The organism is uncultured Alteromonas sp. (genome assembly GCF_963976965.1).
GTDB classification, from domain to species: Bacteria; Pseudomonadota; Gammaproteobacteria; order Enterobacterales; family Alteromonadaceae; genus Alteromonas; species Alteromonas naphthalenivorans.
In genome coordinates this window covers 1-17937 of the sequence record NZ_CAXBMP010000049.1, presented here as the reverse complement: position 1 = coordinate 17937, position 17937 = coordinate 1, and the positions used below count along the sequence as shown (strand labels likewise).

General features: G+C 42.7%; 15 protein-coding genes and 1 pseudogene. 6 read left to right on the top strand and 10 right to left on the bottom strand.

All coding sequences use genetic code 11. From position 1 onward, the window contains the following. A pseudogene (locus AAC006_RS20585) lies at positions 1-457 on the bottom strand (exopolyphosphatase); the annotation flags it as partial. 268 nt (positions 458-725) lie between these two features. Here AAC006_RS20585 and AAC006_RS20580 point away from each other — a divergent pair. Then, positions 726-2135, top strand: coding sequence for an 8-oxoguanine deaminase (locus AAC006_RS20580; protein ID WP_208805873.1), 1410 nt, complete (start codon positions 726-728; stop codon positions 2133-2135). 35 nt (positions 2136-2170) lie between these two features. On the opposite strand, the gene AAC006_RS20575 is transcribed toward AAC006_RS20580, so the two are convergent. From AAC006_RS20575 to AAC006_RS20550, 6 genes are all read right to left on the bottom strand, one after another. Next, positions 2171-3133: a nucleoside hydrolase gene (locus tag AAC006_RS20575; RefSeq protein WP_126873008.1), complete on the bottom strand. Its 963-nt coding sequence runs from the start codon at positions 3131-3133 to the stop codon at positions 2171-2173. A gap of 10 nt (positions 3134-3143) precedes the next feature. Further along, on the bottom strand, positions 3144-4325 hold the full coding sequence (tsgA, locus tag AAC006_RS20570) for an MFS transporter TsgA (protein WP_208805874.1): 1182 nt from the start codon (positions 4323-4325) through the stop codon (positions 3144-3146). Between the two features lie 100 nt (positions 4326-4425). Then, positions 4426-5493 (bottom strand): 3',5'-cyclic-nucleotide phosphodiesterase, encoded by a 1068-nt coding sequence (locus AAC006_RS20565; RefSeq protein WP_208805875.1) that lies wholly within the window; start codon positions 5491-5493, stop codon positions 4426-4428. Between the two features lie 117 nt (positions 5494-5610). Continuing rightward, on the bottom strand, positions 5611-6750 hold the full coding sequence (locus AAC006_RS20560; RefSeq protein ID WP_208805876.1) for an FAD-dependent oxidoreductase: 1140 nt from the start codon (positions 6748-6750) through the stop codon (positions 5611-5613). 235 nt (positions 6751-6985) lie between these two features. Beyond that, positions 6986-8977: a prolyl oligopeptidase family serine peptidase gene (locus AAC006_RS20555; RefSeq protein WP_208805877.1), complete on the bottom strand. Its 1992-nt coding sequence runs from the start codon at positions 8975-8977 to the stop codon at positions 6986-6988. 3 nt (positions 8978-8980) lie between these two features. Further along, on the bottom strand, positions 8981-9520 hold the full coding sequence (locus AAC006_RS20550) for a hypothetical protein (RefSeq protein WP_208805878.1): 540 nt from the start codon (positions 9518-9520) through the stop codon (positions 8981-8983). A gap of 322 nt (positions 9521-9842) precedes the next feature. On the opposite strand from AAC006_RS20550, the gene AAC006_RS20545 reads away from it, so the two are divergent. The 3 genes from AAC006_RS20545 to AAC006_RS20535 all read left to right on the top strand — a co-directional run bounded on the left by AAC006_RS20545 (position 9843) and on the right by AAC006_RS20535 (position 13762). Continuing rightward, positions 9843-11777 carry a Cache 3/Cache 2 fusion domain-containing protein gene (locus tag AAC006_RS20545; RefSeq protein WP_208805879.1) on the top strand — a complete coding sequence of 645 codons (1935 nt, stop codon included), beginning with the start codon at positions 9843-9845 and terminating at the stop codon, positions 11775-11777. A gap of 85 nt (positions 11778-11862) precedes the next feature. Continuing rightward, complete coding sequence (locus tag AAC006_RS20540; RefSeq protein ID WP_244360723.1) at positions 11863-13377, top strand: hypothetical protein; 1515 nt, start codon at positions 11863-11865, stop codon at positions 13375-13377. Positions 13378-13465: 88 nt separating this feature from the next. Then, positions 13466-13762: a hypothetical protein gene (locus AAC006_RS20535; RefSeq protein WP_208805880.1), complete on the top strand. Its 297-nt coding sequence runs from the start codon at positions 13466-13468 to the stop codon at positions 13760-13762. A gap of 220 nt (positions 13763-13982) precedes the next feature. Here the strand turns inward: AAC006_RS20535 and AAC006_RS20530 are convergent, their stop codons facing one another. From AAC006_RS20530 to AAC006_RS20520, 3 genes are all read right to left on the bottom strand, one after another. Next, positions 13983-14120 (bottom strand): hypothetical protein, encoded by a 138-nt coding sequence (locus AAC006_RS20530; protein WP_013783578.1) that lies wholly within the window; start codon positions 14118-14120, stop codon positions 13983-13985. 377 nt (positions 14121-14497) lie between these two features. Beyond that, complete coding sequence (locus AAC006_RS20525) at positions 14498-14947, bottom strand: NfeD family protein (protein WP_208805881.1); 450 nt, start codon at positions 14945-14947, stop codon at positions 14498-14500. A 2-nt stretch (positions 14948-14949) separates the two neighbouring features. Continuing rightward, positions 14950-15894: a slipin family protein gene (locus AAC006_RS20520; protein ID WP_013783575.1), complete on the bottom strand. Its 945-nt coding sequence runs from the start codon at positions 15892-15894 to the stop codon at positions 14950-14952. A 280-nt stretch (positions 15895-16174) separates the two neighbouring features. Between AAC006_RS20520 and AAC006_RS20515 the strand changes: the two genes are divergently transcribed. Together AAC006_RS20515 and AAC006_RS20510 are read left to right on the top strand one after the other, a co-directional pair. Then, positions 16175-16507, top strand: coding sequence for a PadR family transcriptional regulator (locus AAC006_RS20515; protein ID WP_013783574.1), 333 nt, complete (start codon positions 16175-16177; stop codon positions 16505-16507). Positions 16508-16510: 3 nt separating this feature from the next. Beyond that, on the top strand, positions 16511-16996 hold the full coding sequence (locus tag AAC006_RS20510) for a hypothetical protein (RefSeq protein WP_013783573.1): 486 nt from the start codon (positions 16511-16513) through the stop codon (positions 16994-16996). Positions 16997-17937: the final 941 nt, after the last annotated feature.

Here is a 17937-nt window from a genome sequence, read left to right as displayed (position 1 = left end):
GGAAACGCCCCAAACCAGTTCGGGCATCCATGATGAAGTTCATCAATACCCAATCGGTTGGCTCTAGTATTTCTTCTTCGGAAAATTGCGCGGCATCTCCTTTATCTACGGCTTCCATCATATCAACAGAAATACTGGGAAACTTTTCTGCGCCGCCGTAATAGTCATATACCACTCGCGCAGCAGAAGGTGCCTCAGGGTCGATTACATGATTTTTAATGTCACTCGCGTTTCGAACTGTTTCACTAAGATGATGATCAAACGCAATATGACAGCCCGCCACATAAGGCAGATTAGTGGTTATGTCATTCTCAGTAATATCTATTTTGCCATCTTGCATATCTTTAGGGTGCACAAATAAAATATCATCGATGAGATCTAAATCTTTCAATAGCACGGCACAAACTAATCCATCAAAATCGCTTCGAGTAACTAGTCTAAATTTATTATCGGGCATGTGGTTTCCATCTCTTCATTAAGCTGCTGCTTTTAGTGTAACAGTTAAAATGAAGTTTAGCGTAATACCACAACAGTACAATTATCACCTCGCAGAAGCGCTTTAAATCGAACCTAAAATGCATTAGCATTACACTTCTTCATTGAATTAACCGTTGGAAATTTCGGTTAATTAGCAGTCGTTTGTAACAACAAACGCCCCCTGGATCAGCAGACAGGGCATAACTGAGCTGGCATCTTTAATTTTTATTATTTTATGGAGCCAAGTTATGTCTGAATTATCGCCCTTGTTTAAGCCTCAAAATAAACCTCAAGATAAGCCTTCATCTACATCAAAAACACTCTGGATTAAAAACCCGCAAGCCGTTTTTACGGGTAACGAGTTAGATGCCGCAGGCGGCATTGTGGTGCAAGGCAGCAAAATTGTTGAGCTTGTTGGTGCTGGTCAAACACCAGTAACGCCTATTGATGAAACAGAAGATGCCTCTCAATTGGTGATGCTTCCGGGGCTAATTAATACGCACCATCACTTTTATCAAACCCTCACCCGCGCATGGGCACCTGTGGTTAATCAGCCGTTATTTCCTTGGCTTAAAACCTTATATCCGGTTTGGGCAAAACTTACCCCGAATGCGTTGTCGCTAGCCTGCGATGTGGCGTTAGCTGAATTATTACTGTCTGGCTGTACTACCACTACCGATCACCACTATTTATTCCCTACCGGCATGGAAGATGCCATAGACGTACAAGTAGACTCAGTAAAACGTATGGGCATGCGCGCCCTGCTTACTCGCGGTTCAATGAGCTTGGGTGAAGATGAAGGTGGCCTGCCCCCTAGGCACACCGTGCAAAGTGGTGATGCAATACTAAAAGACAGTCAACGGCTAATAAACACCTACCATGAGCGTGGTGAAGGCGCGTGGATGCAAATAGCCTTAGCACCTTGCTCTCCATTCTCTGTTACTCGAGAAATTATGGCCGACAGCGCACAACTGGCGAAAGATGAAGACGTGCGTTTACACACCCATTTAGCTGAAACGCTAGATGAAGAAGATTTCTGTTTAAAGATGTTTGGCATGCGCACCGTCGATTATCTAGAAAGTGTGGGCTGGTTAAGCGATAGAACATGGTTAGCTCATGGTATTCATTTTAACGAAGATGAAATTCGCCGCTTGGGTGCGGCCGGTACAGGCATAACGCATTGTCCGGTTTCAAACATGCGCTTGGCCTCTGGCATGTGCCCTACCCTTGAACTGATTGAAGCCGGTTCGCCTATTGGCTTAGGCGTAGATGGCTCTGCCTCTAACGATGCATCGAACATGATGTATGAAGCCCGCCAAGCACTTTACTTACAGCGCTTAAAATATGGTGCAGCGAAAATTACCCCAGAATTAATTCTAGGCTGGGCGACTAAAGGTTCTGCATCGCTTATAGGCCGTAGTGACATAGGTGAAATAGCGGTGGGCAAACAAGCCGACCTGGCCTTTTTCAAACTCGATGAGCTACGTTTTAGTGGCAGTCACGACCCTATCTCTGCGCTGCTACTATGTGGCGCAGATAAAGCCGAACAGGTAATGATTGGCGGAAAATGGCGAGTAAAAGAAGGGCAAATTATTGGGTTAGATACCCAAACCCTAATGGCGCGCCACCGGGCAGTGGCGGCGCAACTCGTTAGTTAATCTAGAAACTTATTAGTAACTTAGCAACCCGTTAATCAAAAGCCGGCTTGGCTAAGTATGTCTTTATACTTAGCCAAATAAGCATCTACATCCACGTCTGAACAAACCGATTGCGCTGGACAATCTGCCCATTCATCGATAGGAAAACGCTTTGCTACCGTTTTTTGCATAGTATGGCCTATGGCAGGGCCTTCTGTGATCACACGAATAGGCCCTTCAACAGTTTCAAAAAGCTCTGGTGCTATCACCTGCATAATGGCTGATGAGTCGTGTACGTATATGCCATCAACTTGGTCTGTTTGTTGATGAAAGTTAGCGTAAAAACGGGTGATGTCATAAATAAAAGGCCCATATGTAGGCGAACACTCAGCAAGGCGTGCCAAGTAATCGTTACTCATTATCACCTTTTTAGTGACATCTAGCCCTACTACGGTTACCGGCCAGTCAGCGGTAAGCACTTCGTCTGCGGCATGCGGGTCGCCTATAATATTGGCTTCGGCATACGGGGTTACGTTGCCTGTATTACCATGGTAACCAAACGCACCGCCCATAATCACCACACGCTTCACTAAATTAATAATTTCAGGGCATTTTCGAAGTGCCAGCGCTAAGTTAGTCATACGCCCTACCGCTACTAACGTAATTTCACCGGGGCTGGCTTTCACCTTTTCAATAATGTAATCGTGAGCGGCAAGTGACACTTCACTCGGTAAGTCAGTTTCATCAATATCAACGTTGCCCAAGCCGTTATCACCATGAACAAAATCGGCAGGCTCATCTACCGGGATAACTAACGGCTCTTTTGCACCACGGGCCACATCTGCGCTTAAATTAAAGCGCTTTTTAAGGTACAAGGCATTACGCGTGGCGGTGTCTATATTCGCATTACCGAAGCCGGTTGTAATAGCCAGCAAATCAATATCGGCACTTGCCTGGGCAAATAAAATCGCCATAGCGTCATCAATACCTGGGTCGGTATCAAAAATAATCTTTTCCATTTTTAATTCCTTACGCGTGGGCACGCCGCTCACGTTTTTCCAACAATAAACAAAAACCAAACACAAGCGCCACAAAGGTATAGCCAACCCATGTCATAATAATTGCGCTTTGTACGCCAAATAACTGCACCACCCAACCAGATAAAATGGGTGCAATTGTGCTGCCTACATTGCCACTGAATAATAAAAAGGTGACGAGCACGGCGGGCGCTGACGCTAGTTGCTGAGAACCAACAGATATCGCAATTTTATATATGCAGGTCGTGGTAAACCCAAATAGGTAGCTAGTAAATAAAAACCATTCCGCAGAGGAAGCTAACATAAATGTGAAAGTGATCAGGCTTGCTAACACGGTTACCAACATCAATAACGAGCGCTGCGGAATTTTATTCACGAAAATAGCGGCGGTAATTAATCCGAAAATAGACATACCCCAATAATTTCCAACGGCCTGCGCCGATACTTTTTCGCTTACCCCGAACGTATGTTGTAAGTAATTGGGAGACCAAGTAAGAAAAGTAGTTTGGGCAATTAAATAAGCACAAACGCCCAAGGCAATTAAACACACCCTAGGGGTTAATACCCGTTTGAATTGTGACAATGCCGATGCCGCATTAGTATCGTCGGCCTCAGTGGCAGGAAAGCGAACAAAAAATAAGGTTGCCCAAAGTACTAGTGCCAACGCCCCCACAGCCCCATAGCTGTAAACCCAATCTATTTGCGCGGCAATGATTACGGCGGCTAAAGAGGGAAAGATAAACCCCGCGGCACTGAACGCGCAGTCGGTGGCTAAAAATGCCGAAGCTCTTTTTGCTTCATGATAAGTCTTGGATAAAACAACCGCCCCACCAGCAAGGCCACAACCACAGCCTACTCCAAGCCCCCAAAGCAATATTGCAAGCGGCCAATAGGTAGTAGGCGCTACCACGACCAATACCAGCATAATCGCCAAAAACAGCGTGTAATTAGCAATGAGTACTTGCTTCAGTGAATGGCGAGCGTACAAGAATAGTGATGCGAATGTACCGCACAGCGCGCCGCCAGTTAGCCAAGAAAACACGCCAACGGTTGCTGCCGGCGTGGCATTCAGCGAAGACGATACAGCATTCAAAATAACGCCAATTTGAGTGAGTAACCCCGACATTATCATGTAACTAACGAACGCTATTGCGGTAAGTAAAAGTCGATTCAATTCTTAGACCTAGGTGCAAGTAATACTCTTTTATACCGAGTTAGCACTGAAACAACAATGCTCTCCATAAAAATACTGACCATTTAGTCAAAAAATCAATTTATAACGCGAGCACTTGCCCTTGTTTCGCTAATATAAAGTTAAAGCCTAGTGCATTCGCACTTTCTAATTCTTGTGCAATAACAGCTCGCGGATCTGTGCCTCTCTTCAAGCTGTATTTTATGTGGCTAATGATAACCTTCATATTGCTAAGTTGTTCTTTGTCTTCCACCAACGCATGAAACTTGGTGAGCTCTTGCATCAACCATTTAGGCGTAAGGTGGCCAAATAACAGATTGTCAGGCCGTGTGTTGTCGAACGAGACTTCAATGGAAATACCTCGAAGGGTTTTATGCTGCATTTGCTGTGCGAGATAACGCCACACTGCATCTAGCTTTCCTTGCTTTTCTACTTCATCTGGCCCGGTATCACCAAAATACACAAACATATCGTTATTATGCTCAATCACAAATGCGGTGGACTCTAACGGATGGCTTAAGCTGAACGGCGTTACCGTAAGGGCCGTATCTTTAATTTCTACCGTTTCCTCGGGCGCTAAGTCGATAACATCGTACTTATTTAACTTTGGCGCGATGCCACGGTTGGTAAAATTAGCCCATGCCTGCCAATTAAAATAAGTATCGCTCATGGTTTGATTTACCGACGAAAGCGCATAAATAGGCTTGCTGCTGTCATCAGGGGATGCAATCAAAAGCCCAGCGACGTGGTCAAGGTGCCCATGGCTAAGCAAATAGGCTTTCACATGATGATGCAGAATATTACCATTTGGGTTTAACGCAGGGTCTGGTGTGGTAGTTAAGCTATCAAAAGCTTTGTTTTCGAGCGCCACGTTAATGCCGTTCACTAAAGAGCCTGCGTCTAAGCTAATAAAGTTCTCGTCTTCTATGCTGCGTAATAAAAACGAACTTAGGTTTCCATCTTCAATACCGCCCGTGTCACCTAAGGTAATAAGTTCAAAAGCCGGTGACACAGTACTTATTGATGTTTGAATGTCTTGCTGAGCCTGCTTTAGGTTTTGGTTTTGGTTTTGACTGTGTTCTTGCGCATTTTGATGAGCCTGACAGCCGCTTACTATTAAAACAAGCAGTAAAGTACTTATGAATTTCACGTATTTTCCAAATCTAGATGTTTAATTTTAGCGAGTCATTTCAAACTGCATATTTCTGTTTATGTTCTCGATATCGACTCACGAAATCAAGTCTCGCGTGCTTGCTAGCGGTTCTTGTTAAGTAATAGAAGAGAAGAAAGCTTGGCTTTCGCTGATGATCCTTGCCGTCTCGATAGGATCGGGCTCGGTAGTCCAATCGTTTAGTTTAAAGGTTCCACCTAATATCATATAGTCGTTTCTAGAGAACATGTATAAAACGTCTGAACCGCCACCGACCGTGAGGTAATCAACCGCAGGGTCTGGTGGTAACAATACCAACTGGCCTTTGGCTGGCATAATACCTTCATCGTTAAACAATGCTCTTGAGCCTAAACCAGTGCAGTTGAAAACAATGGGCTCAGCTAATAAGTGAATATCGTCTTGGCTGGTAAATTCGTGTATCACAAATTCACCGCCCGATAATCGAATATCAGTCACTAAGCGCCTTAAAAATGTGGTGGTTTCCACCAACATGGTGGCTGATGATGTGCAGTAATCGGTTGGAAATGGGTGCTGCTCTGGGCCATACACCTTTGTGTAAGGGTAATATTGTCTAAAACCCCCTTCACTTTCTGGCTTTTTATTTCCGGCGGTATATAGCTCTTTCCATTGAATGCCGTAATCCTTCCCCACCATCTTCGCAAAGGTGCTGTGTGCTATTTTTGCTGCTTGCTGCAATTGGGTTTTAAACACGCTGCTAGATATTAATGGGTCGTGCACACTGTATGGGCCCCATTCTCCACCTGCCACTTGCGAGGTGGTAAAGCGAGGCATAGCTTTAGTATACAAAGTCACCTTCCAGCCCGCTTCTTGTAGTAAGCGCGCGGTGGTTAACCCCATGACCCCGCTACCGATAATAGCCGCTTCTTTGGTTTCAACATTAGCAACTTCATTCACTGCCAGTGCCGAAGAGCCCCAAGATAGGGAAATACCACCGCCCCCATGCCCGTAATTGTGCACTAATGTTTTATTCCCAAATGCTTCGCTTTTCACTACAAAACCTTCGGGCCTGTAAGGGCGATGCCCCACAATTTCAGTCACAATGTTATTGGCGGAGATTTTCGGGGCTACCATAGGCTTTCGGGAAAACGGGCGCTGAAACACGCGGTTTGTTGGGGTTTTATTTGATGATGTAGCACACCCGGCAAGTGATGCAGCTATCGTACCTGCGCCAATACCTTGCATAAACGCTCGGCGTTTTAGTTTATTGTTCACCATGCCCATTCCTCGATTTGTTTTGTTCTATTTTGTTTTTTTCAGGCTTCACTGCAAGACACTGGGTTTATTTTGTTAAGCAAAATGAAAGAAAGCAAAACACTTGCCAAGGGCATTGATTTAAAATGGGAAAAGATGAAATCGAAAAGGATAAAGTGAAATCGCTGGAGAACACGGGTTATCTTGATAACGATAACCCGTGCTAAAACTGGAGTAAAAATTAATGGTTAAGTAAAGTTTATTCTTCGTTAAGTTGCGAATTTAGAAACTCAATGAGTGCATTGTAATACACCGCTGCATCATCAGGATATGAAAAGCCGTGGCCCACGTCGTCCATTACCATCCACTTGTGTTTTATACCGTGGTCTTTTAATGCAAAATGCAGACGATAAGAATGCTCAATATCGACAATATTGTCATCAGTTCCATGGGCAATAAAAACAGGCTTTGTAATACCTTTAAATTGATATAAAGGTGAGTATTTAAATAACTCATCTTGCTGAGTTTTAGGGTCGCCCATTATCTCTGTCAGTGCTCGCATCATGTCATCCCGTTGGGCATCGCTTCGTTGGAACCGTAAAGCAAGATCGGTGACCCCAGCAAAAGACGCTGCACACTTATAAAGCTGCGGGGAACGAATAACACTGTACAAGGCTGAGTAGCCGCCATAGCTGCCCCCTACAATACAGACCTGGTTTGGGTTTACATCGTAATTTTCTTTGGTGTAAGCGAGAGCTTGCTCAATATCATCTTCAATAAGGCGCCCCCATTGCTGAAGCCCCTGTTGCTTAAAGGCCTTTCCATAACCTGCCGAGCCTCTGTAATTAACTTGCAGTGTGGCAAAGCCTGCATCAACTAAGACTTGTATATTGCCCGAATAATGACGCGAGTCACTCACGCCTATAGGGCCGCCATGAGGAATAACCACCAAGGGAGGATTTTTGGTACTTGGCAGGGTTAGGAACGCTTCTAGCGTTACCCCATCTTCCGCTTCTAAGCGCAGTAGCTTTGTTTTACTAAGCGACTTATTGGAAAGCCAAGGATACAAATCAATAAGGTGACTGAAACTGTCAGTAGTTCGATTGTAATAGTAAGTTTGGCCTGGGTTCGCGCTGTCATCAGCCACGAAAATAATATTGTTCCCCGACTTATCCATATCTACTGCATAAACCCCTTCGATTTCCGTTGATTTACTGAGCCTAGTGGTTAGCGCGCTGTAGTCGTCAGAGAAATAAACCTGTTTCGCCATGCCTTTTTCAATAAAAGACACACCGATGATATCTTTCGTTTCAGGGTGTCTAATGGCAGCAGTTAAATCGTAAAGTGGGTGCTCAAAAACAACCTCAGAAAATTGTTGAGTTTCAATATCAAAGGTACGTAAATTGATTTTGTCGCTATTGTGATTGGTGAGCAAAAGCAGCTTTTCCGCATTACCACCAACAACTTTTAGAACATCACCTTTTTTACTTTCCCACACAGACTTGTAACGGTATTTCCTAGGCTTGCTTCCTGTTCTTGCAAACAGCTCAGTGACTTCATCAACAGTTCGTGTACCAGCCAATCGCCAACCTTTACTGTCAAATACCCAATTATGGAGTTTCGGCCCCGTTTTATTAAGTCGTAGTTTTCTACGAAAATTTGACTCAGAAATCTTTTCAGTAAGATCGAGCTTAAATAAGTCGATGTAATAATCGTAATCATCAGAATGTTCGTAACGGGCAAAAATAGCCTTATGTTCTTGATTAGGCAGTGTATCAACCCAATAACCATTCTGGGAAAGATATGAAAGCCTAAAAGCTGGATTCGGTTGCTGGCTTCTGTCTGCGAACTCAACAAGAACATAGCGGTGAAAACGGCCATTAGAATGTTGCTTAAGCGAAAGAAAGCTATCTGAGAGCCACTTAAGCTCATAAATTTTATTATAGTGAGTTTCCCAACTCATTATCTTGTTTTTATGTTGAACTTGAAGCTGCTGACGCTCGAACGTTATGGGGTCGTCCATAGTGCCCCGTTTCAGATCATAAACAACAAGATCGTACGTGGCTGCTTTGGGCTCTATAAATGCGACCGCTGTGCCTGAAGGGTTTATTGAAAATAACTTGTACTTAGATGCTTTGAAAAAGTCGCTTATATTTTCATTCTTAGCCTCTTCGTCTACAGCTTGAATAGATGAGCTAATGAACACTAAGCTTGAAAGTATGACTAAAAGTATAATTTTAAAATGTGACATATTTTACTCTCCCTCTTTTAATGCATGAGTGAGGTAAAAATCAATATAGTGATCGTTCGGATAAATACCGTTTACTACATCGAACTTGCCTATGTAACCAGGGTGATCCTGCTCTAGAATTTTGAGGATAATTGATGCTCTGTTTAGCTGTCTTACTTGAAGCTGACGGCCCAGCTTTTCAATCATCAGTAAGCCAGTGTAGTTCAACACGCCGGGTTTTACGGAAAAGGTTAAATTATCGTCAGATAAATCGTAATAGATTTTTAATAAATTACCTTTTTCTAAGGAACCAGTACGTTCAAATACCTCTGTCCATGAGTAAGTACCTGCTGGCATTTTAATGACTTCGATATGCTGGGAGTAGTTTAACGGGCCGAAAGTAAACTTGTTTCCAAAGCCATTGCCTTTTAAAACAATGCTTTCCGAATAGCCTTTAGAATACAGCGCTATGGCAACGTATCCTTCATCAGGTCCAAGGGGTTCTATTTCTGAAAATGCCTCAGCAGAAAATAAGGCAAATATTGCTAGTACAACAGCTTTCATGCAGTTCATTCCTTTGATTTTTTCTAGTTATTTTTGCCAAACACTTTACTCAACCAAAGGAGGGTTATCAACGGCGTTTTAAACAATATTAAATTTTAGCTCCTAACATGGGTGGGCACTATACTTTCATCTATACTCTATCAAGCACGACGTTTAAGGTTGATTCACTATTTTCTGTATGGGCTAAAAGAAGTTCAACATTATTACCTTAACGAGTTAGTTTAATCGCACTTGCAAGCTTACTAACTCTCCATGAGGTATTCAGAAAACAAGGTTGAACAACACAGCTTTAAAATTGTTATTTCAGATGTAAGAGGCAGTTATGACACCCCCTGCAACAAAGCCAAAAACTATTAGCAAAATTCTAATTCAATCGATCAGTTTAATGGTGGCTATAACTGGGCTAGCTATCTCTAGCTATTTGTGGTTTTCAATCAATACAGATATTGAGCAACAAGCCATAGAAGAACGGCAAGAGTTAAAACACGAATTGTTAGGCTTGCTAGATATCACCGACAGTTTAATGAAGCAGCAAGTGGATGCTGCACTAAATGTCTTGGTCGCTAATACACAGCGCCTAGGAGAACCAAGAATTGTCACAAACTCAGCTTCCACTCCCTCGTTGTATTTTGGTGACACTCTGATCAATGATTCAAATGCGCTGGTAGATGAAGTCACTAGGCAAGTTAATGGTACTGCTACCGTTTTCGTTCGTGAAGGCGATGACTATAAGAGAATAGCCACCAACGTGACAAAGCCTAATGGCCAGCGGGCAACAGGTACGCTGTTGTCTAAAGGCGGTTTGGCAATGAAAGCCATCAACAATAAGCAAACCTTTGTTGGCCAGGTTGATATATTAGGTAAGCCATACATTACTGCATATCGCCCTATCATAACTAACGCTAACGAGGTGATTGGCATTCTCTATGTAGGCTATAGCGCAGATATCAGTACCCTGACTAAAGCCATTAATAATGCCAGTGTGTTATCTAAAGGTTATGTGGTACTTAAAGATGATAAAGGCAGAGTCCGCGCTCACAGCGACAATATTAGCGAACATGAAATTAGCGCCAATGCTAATGAAAGTGCACGCTGGGACATTCAGTCTTATCCGTTCGAAGCGTGGCGCTATAGCCTATCAATTGGCTACTCTAAAGATGAAGTAGCCACTCGCGTTATGTCTAGATTAGGTATTTTATTGGTTTCACTTTTTGTAGCCTCTGCCCTACTGATTGCTATTTTGGTGTGGCTGATTAACCGTACTGTTTCAACTCCACTTAATACACTAACCAGACGTATAAGCGATTTAACTGGCGATGATGGCGACTTAACGCAACGTTTTGAAACGGGCCACACAGAGGAAATTAATGATATCAGTAACAGCTTTAACCAACTGTTAGACAAACTGCAGGCCACCATCTGTGAAACGAGAAAATCCACTCAGCAAATTTCGTCGAGTTGCGTACAACTTTCTGATATTTCCCGGCGCTCTAATCAAGCAGTATCTAAACAAGTAATGGAAACTGAACAAGTGGCTACGGCTATTGCAGAGCTAAACGCCACTGCACAGTCTGTTGCGCAAAGCGCTGCTACCGCTGAGACCCTTTCGGTAGAAATAACGGGGGTTGCTGGCTCTACCCGAGACTTAGTGGTAAACACATCAAATTTAGCGAAAGAACAACGCGCTGCATTAGTTGAAACGGCTCAATATTCTGACAACCTCACCCAACTTTCTAGCAATATTGGAAGTGTACTTTCTGTTATTGAAGCCATTGCAGATCAAACCAACTTACTGGCTCTAAACGCGGCCATTGAGTCGGCAAGGGCTGGTGAACATGGACGGGGGTTTGCGGTGGTCTCTGACGAAGTTAGACAACTGGCCGTGAGAACTCAAGAATCGATAAAAGAAATCCAGAGCAATATTTCTAAAGTGCAAAATGCGGTGGTTTCAGTTAATACCTCAATTACTGAATGCTCCACATTATCAGAAGATGTAGAAGCACAGTGTGAACGTATCGCGAACGAAATCACGAATCTAAACGACAGAATTGATAGCATTCGCAACACGAATATTGAAATGGCAAGTGTGGCAGAAGAGCAAAGCCAGGTAACCGAACAGCTGAGTGTAAATATTGAGACCATACGCGAGTCTGCACAAGACAGTGCACGCTATGTAGAAGAAACATCGAAATCGGCACAAACTACGTCTGACACCGCAGTATCAATAGACAAAGCGCTTAGTCACTACAAAGTATAAAAAGTAAACACGCAACTGGTGAATTAATACTAGATTGCACTAACCCATTACTGTCAATTCACCCCTAACTCACGCGGGCTGCTATATGGAAATAGTCAATCGGAGCAGTATTGAGAACGAGATACCCGATCTTCTTTCAGACACATCGGTTTGGAGCTTAGTGCCTCATAAGGTTTCAGAACACAGTGCTGAAATTTGGACGGGCACTTTATTCCTTTATTTAAGAAAACCGGCGATTAGCCGTGTAATTGTATATATAAATAATACCGAGATAAGCCGAGTAGATATTACGCTAGATCAATGGCAACGCCCTTTTCGCCGCGTCAGCAAGCGATTTTATGTGCTTTTAACGCTATATAACTTGCTGCCAAATCAAGAATACAAAGTGGTTTTTTTTCAACAACTAGAAGGCGATGCTCTGGATTACGCAGGCGATTGGCTTCTGTTAAAAACGGCTTATTTCAGTACCTTGCCTTTAGCACTTCCCACCAGCGAGACAAACGCTTTTACGGTTTCTTTAAGCAGCTGTTTCTATGAACACAAAGACTATGGCCAAACTGCTCAAGCCTTCAAAACGCTGTTCGCAAACAATAATAAGGTGTTTAAACCCGACATAAAGTTCATGGTAGGCGACCAAGTTTACTTAGATATTGGCGCTGACTCTCTTTCCCCGCTAACCAACGAAGTAAGACTTAGAATTGCCGATGACTACGCAAAACACTGGCAAGCACTAGGAAGCATGCTTTCTCGTGGCGGCACATGGATGCTACCGGACGACCACGAATATTGGAATGATTACCCTTTTTATGATGGCATAGTACCTACCCTATACATGTTGAAAATCCCTAAAATTCGCGCCGCGTGGAAAGGCGCATCTGAAGATGGTGTTAAGCGCATTCAGCAAACGAAAGCGCTGGTTGAAACCTTCACTATTGGTAACGATTTGTCTTTTTGCATCGCCGATTTACGCTCTTCACGGTCAAAAACCCAGTTTATCAACAAAGCGGGATTTGCTGAGCTCATTGAATGGATAACCACACTTACCACACCTGGGGTATTGGTCATTCCGCAGGTTTTAGTCACCCAAGAAAATAAGCTAGAACGCAACTTGCTAAGCTTTAAAAAACAATACACCGCGCTTTTAAATGCCCTTGCTACTGCCAGCCATGACATTGTTGTACTGTCGGGCGATGTGCACTTTGGCCGTATATGCTCGGTAGATATTGGTACAAAGGGAGTTAAACTCATTGAAGTCGTGGCATCACCAACATCGAACCTTACTGGCGTGAACTCTGTTGCCTCATCTAAGCCAAGTTATTGCCCTGAAAAGTTTCCCGACCCGAAAGCCAAGCTGGATGTGAATTGGCCAGAAAGTAACGTTAACTATTATGATGAGCCATACCAACTCACCACAACGAAAGGCAGATGGTTTTCTTCATACTGGCGAGACAGAACGAATGAACACATGATGACAATTGGTTTTAACAAAATAAACGGCAAAGTGAACATGATTGTTCAAGCGTGGTTAATTAGGAAAACGGATGCAGATGGAAAGCCAAAACCCCAATTTAAAGCGCCTTTTACGATTGCCTTAAACTGAACAAAAAACGTTATTACTACTGGCTATTGCTTGCTTCAATAGTGTAACTTTTCATTACGCCCCTAATTATCTTTGTAAGGCACCAGCAATGAAGTACGTTGCATTTGCATTAATACTGACGGCACTTTCAGTAAACAGCTACGCTTTTGACCCCAAGCAAGCGCGACAATCACACAAGATTGTAGTGGAATGTAAAGATATCGCTTGGTCAGACATTCAAACTCTTGTACAACCCTATTTATCTGACGATTTAAATGCAGCCCTAGTTATGCAGGGGCAAAGTGCCAATTACAAAGTGTCGTTAGCTGCCGAACAAGTTATCGGTGAACCTCTTCCGGATGTTATTATCACCATACTTGAATCTATCATAGCAGCAGATTGTTAACGCTATAGGCTCGGCAATATGCAAAAAGTAAGTAGCTTCTCCGAGCCGCTTTAGTGTTACGCTTATATAGCTAAAAGAAAGCCCCTAACAGATGTGTTTGGGGCTTTATTATTTAGATTCAAATTAGACAAAAATCTTAAAGATGCGTGGGAATTTAACTACACATTGTCTTATATTTTACGGCTATGACACCCACTTTTATAGCGAGGCTTTAAACGGGCTATTTCTTGTCAGAACGTTCCGCTCTTTTCTTTTTCTTGCGCTCGTTCTTGTCGGTTACAATCTTGATCGCTTCTTCTTGCGTTAAGTTAGGGTGTTTAGTGATTATCTCTTTAACTCTGTCATCAAATTTCGTCATTTATAAATCTCATATTTTGTATGTTCAATATTACAGCGGTTCTAGCTTTCAACGTGAATAGATGTGTAGCGGTTCAACTTCCTGCACCGTTCAAAAATGATGGCAAGATTAGAAATAAGCGCACCCTTTATACTTAGATATACTCAGATGCCTTCGCACAAATAAACTAGAACAACACCTCATGCGTGATAACCGTATTTTACACCAAACTCGGAAATAAAGATGTGGAAATCGAGTTAAAATTTGAGAGAGGCTTTGTGGACACCCACTGCCAGTATTTGACGGGAGGGAAAGCGTGAAGGAGGAAAATGGAAAGATGATAAGAGGATCAGAGTACTTTGAAATGGTGAATTAACTCTGACCCTTTTTTATGTTAGTTACACCGGCTGAACGTGTAGAACGCCTACTTCCACTTTCACCACTTCTGCCGTTGCGCCCTTTCTTATGGCCGATGAAGATTTAACTGTCCATACCACGCCAGAAAATCGCGCGGTACCGGGCGCCCCAGGAGCCACGTCACTTTCTAAATCGAACTGTGTTCCTATCCAGTCTGACTTTACCTCTTTAGGAGCACGATCTTTTTGAAGTAGCTTCAATGGACGCCAAAGCACTAATGTAAGGATTGCATCAATAATCGCGATGGCAATAAACGCATCTAACAATTCCTCATTGAGTATTCCAATATACATAAGACCTGACACCAGCATCATTGCAATGCCCAACGTCAACAGGAGTATTGTGGTGAAACCCATTAATACTTCGATAATTAGCAATAATAAGCCTATGCCAATTAAAAAGTGCGGTAAGTTGGTAAACATACTGTCCATGGCTACGCCTTCTTACCTATTGTGTTCGCAATCGTCATTGCTTGTGCCACAACATTACCTATTTCTGTTCCACTATCAGGCAGCAATACAATGGAAGACTCTTTTGCAATTTTCTCTTTCGCTTGAATAGCGCCTTTCGCTAGCTCAAGCTGCACCGCTTTTTGCCCTTCTTGGGTTGCGGCCGCTTTACCCACCGTTTCAATGGCTTCTGCATCTGCTTGAGCAACACGAATAATCGCTTGCGCTTCACCGTCGGCTTTTAGTATTTGCTCTTCCCTATCGGCTTCAGCAGCAAGAACGATGGCTTGTTTATCACCTTCGGCGCGGTTAATGGCTGCTTGACGATCACCTTCAGATTCTAAAATCTGGGCGCGTTTTAATCGTTCCGCCTTCATTTGCTGTTCCATCGCATCTAGCACTGAATTCGGCGGGTTAATATCTTTTAGCTCGTAACGCAATACCTGAACGCCCCATGGCGCAGCGGCTTCGTTAAGCGCAGACACAATATTGGTATTCAATAAGTCTCGCTCTTCGAAGGTTTTGTCCAATTCCATTTTTCCAAGTTCAGAGCGCATGGTGGTTTGCGCCAACTGCGTTACCGCAAACGTATAATCTTCTACACCGTAGGTGGCTTTGTAAGGGTCTACCACTTTGAAATACAACACACCATCAACGCTTAACGTGATGTTGTCTTTAGTAATGGCAGATTGCTCTGGAACGTCGCCCGCCTGCTCTTTTAAAGAGCGATTTGCAGCAACCTTATCAATAAACGGAACAATAAAGTTAAGACCGGCTTCCAAGGTGGTGTTGTATTTACCAAAGCGCTCAATGATGTACGCACGGTTTTGAGGTACAAATTTTATTGACGATTTAAGGGTAATAACAATTAGCACAAGTAAGATAATTTGATACGAAAAAACGTATCCTAGTAAGGTGTCTAATTCCATTTACGTACTCCTGAACGATTAATACAATGGCTTCAATAAGTGTTTATATCACAATAAGTAAACACTAAAAGCAGTTAAATTTTGAGGGAACGTTTCAACTGACTAGTGAACGCGGTAATTATTGGACACCCACCGATAGCGGGTAATCAAATATAAACTTACTGAACACCACTATTTTCTCCTGCGTTTTAACAGCTTAGCTCCCGCTCAAAAAATAACCATTGCCATGCATAGAAGTATTATGTAAGTTATACATAACACTTCTATGCAAAGAGACGCTATGGCTTCAATAATTGCAAAAGACTTAGTCGCGGCTTCGGCAACGCCGTTAATACTCTCTATTTTGAAGAATGGTGACAGTTATGGTTACGAAATTATTCAGCAGGTAAAAGAGCATTCAAACGGTTTGCTTGAATGGGCTGATGGAATGCTATACCCCATTTTACATCGCATGGAGAAAAACGACTTCATTGAATCCTATTGGGGTAAGGCCGACACGGGTAGAAAGCGAAAGTATTACACCTTGCAGGATGAAGGCCGCAAAGAATTACTCAAGATGCAAGAGCAGTGGCATCAGCTATACACTTTACTTATGTCTTTCAAAGGAGAATAACGTATGTTTGATCTCGATAACGCTGTTGAAAATTGGTGTAATAAGGTTGTCTCTCACAACATTTGGGATGCAGATAAAATTGATGAATTGAAAGACCACTTATATTGCATTATCGAACAAGATGTAAATTCAGGTACCAATGAACAGCTCGCTTTCGAAAAAGCGACCAGTGAATTAGGCTACCCCGAAGCAGAAATGAAGACGTCTTCTGACCGAGCCAAAGTTATCCATAGAATATGTCGAGTATTAAATAAAATTGAAGGTAATTCCTCGTCAGATTCACCATTAGTGCTCGGTCACGCGATAATATGGGCCAGCGTAATGCTTGCTATGGCTTTAGTTGTTGATGATAAAGACACGAATGGAGCTGTACTGATGATTTTAACACTAGGTTGGTTTGCCAGTTTCCTGACTCTTGATGGTACTAAGGCTTCAGCAAAAAAAGAATGGGCTTGTTTAAAGCGCTTCGTTGAACGAAAAATGTCTTAATTATGGGGCAATTATGGGGCGCTCATTTCATGAGCAATCAATGAGTGGGGTAAGTCATTGAAAAATAGGAGAGATTGGTCGGTGTGAGAGGATTTGAAAATAGTCTGATCACATTACATAGCAATATATAGTGGTACTCCCGTCAGAGCGACACTATATAGTGATACATAGTACTACGTTTTGGGTGCCAAAATATGCTGCTAGTGCACAAATGGGTGCAGTCCCCCAAGTTAAAAACTTTCATATTTCACGCATTCTAAATGCTGTAAATATTGCGATTAGTTGCGTTTTATCCGCGTACGGATTGATACGGCAAACAAGGCAATAATAATAGGGCCTATAACTGCGTATAGCGTATTTATTAAATAAACGGGGGAGTTTTTCGGTAAATTATCAAAAATTTCAAGCTTATCTTTTTGAAGTGTCAAAGTCTGTATCGAATATGTTAGTACCCCTCTAATTCCTTCAACGTTGATCTTGATGGAATTCATTAGCGTTTCAAAACTGTCAAATGAGCTTATATTCACTTCTGAAGTATTAATCTCAATTAGTGACTCATTAGCATAAATTGAATAATCCCAAAGGTGATAAGCATTTAGAAAAGTGAGAAGTGACAACCACAAAAACACTCTTAATGGGCTGGTCCCATAGTTGCTAAAAATTTTATATGCAGCAGGTACACTCAGTAACCAACGCCGTCACCATTTTAGCTGCCTTCGCTTAGCTTCCATCTCCCCTACGAAAAAATCATTTGCTAATCCAAAGTCTTTATTCTCTTCAAGTGAATACCTTATATTTCGATAGGTATTCTCGATCCCTGGCAGCATCTCGCGCCTGCTGTAATAGTCATTTTGTTGGTGAAAACTTAGTTCATCAAACAGTCCATTTGCGTATTTCGGTGAATCCGGTCGGTCGTTTCGGTTTTATCCGATCACTTTTTC

What these genes read in the sequence shown, in the direction of transcription:
- AAC006_RS20580 (WP_208805873.1), top strand. Translation starts at nt 726, where the DNA reads ATGTCTGAATTATCGCCCTTGTTTAAGCCTCAAAATAAACCTCAAGAT.
- AAC006_RS20575 (WP_126873008.1), bottom strand. Translation starts at nt 3,133, where the DNA reads ATGGAAAAGATTATTTTTGATACCGACCCAGGTATTGATGACGCTATG.
- AAC006_RS20560 (WP_208805876.1), bottom strand. Translation starts at nt 6,750, where the DNA reads ATGGTGAACAATAAACTAAAACGCCGAGCGTTTATGCAAGGTATTGGC.
- AAC006_RS20555 (WP_208805877.1), bottom strand. Translation starts at nt 8,977, where the DNA reads ATGTCACATTTTAAAATTATACTTTTAGTCATACTTTCAAGCTTAGTG.
- AAC006_RS20550 (WP_208805878.1), bottom strand. Translation starts at nt 9,520, where the DNA reads ATGAAAGCTGTTGTACTAGCAATATTTGCCTTATTTTCTGCTGAGGCA.
- AAC006_RS20545 (WP_208805879.1), top strand. Translation starts at nt 9,843, where the DNA reads ATGACACCCCCTGCAACAAAGCCAAAAACTATTAGCAAAATTCTAATT.
- AAC006_RS20540 (WP_244360723.1), top strand. Translation starts at nt 11,863, where the DNA reads ATGGAAATAGTCAATCGGAGCAGTATTGAGAACGAGATACCCGATCTT.
- AAC006_RS20535 (WP_208805880.1), top strand. Translation starts at nt 13,466, where the DNA reads ATGAAGTACGTTGCATTTGCATTAATACTGACGGCACTTTCAGTAAAC.
- AAC006_RS20530 (WP_013783578.1), bottom strand. Translation starts at nt 14,120, where the DNA reads ATGACGAAATTTGATGACAGAGTTAAAGAGATAATCACTAAACACCCT.
- AAC006_RS20525 (WP_208805881.1), bottom strand. Translation starts at nt 14,947, where the DNA reads ATGGACAGTATGTTTACCAACTTACCGCACTTTTTAATTGGCATAGGC.
- AAC006_RS20520 (WP_013783575.1), bottom strand. Translation starts at nt 15,894, where the DNA reads ATGGAATTAGACACCTTACTAGGATACGTTTTTTCGTATCAAATTATC.
- AAC006_RS20515 (WP_013783574.1), top strand. Translation starts at nt 16,175, where the DNA reads ATGGCTTCAATAATTGCAAAAGACTTAGTCGCGGCTTCGGCAACGCCG.
- AAC006_RS20510 (WP_013783573.1), top strand. Translation starts at nt 16,511, where the DNA reads ATGTTTGATCTCGATAACGCTGTTGAAAATTGGTGTAATAAGGTTGTC.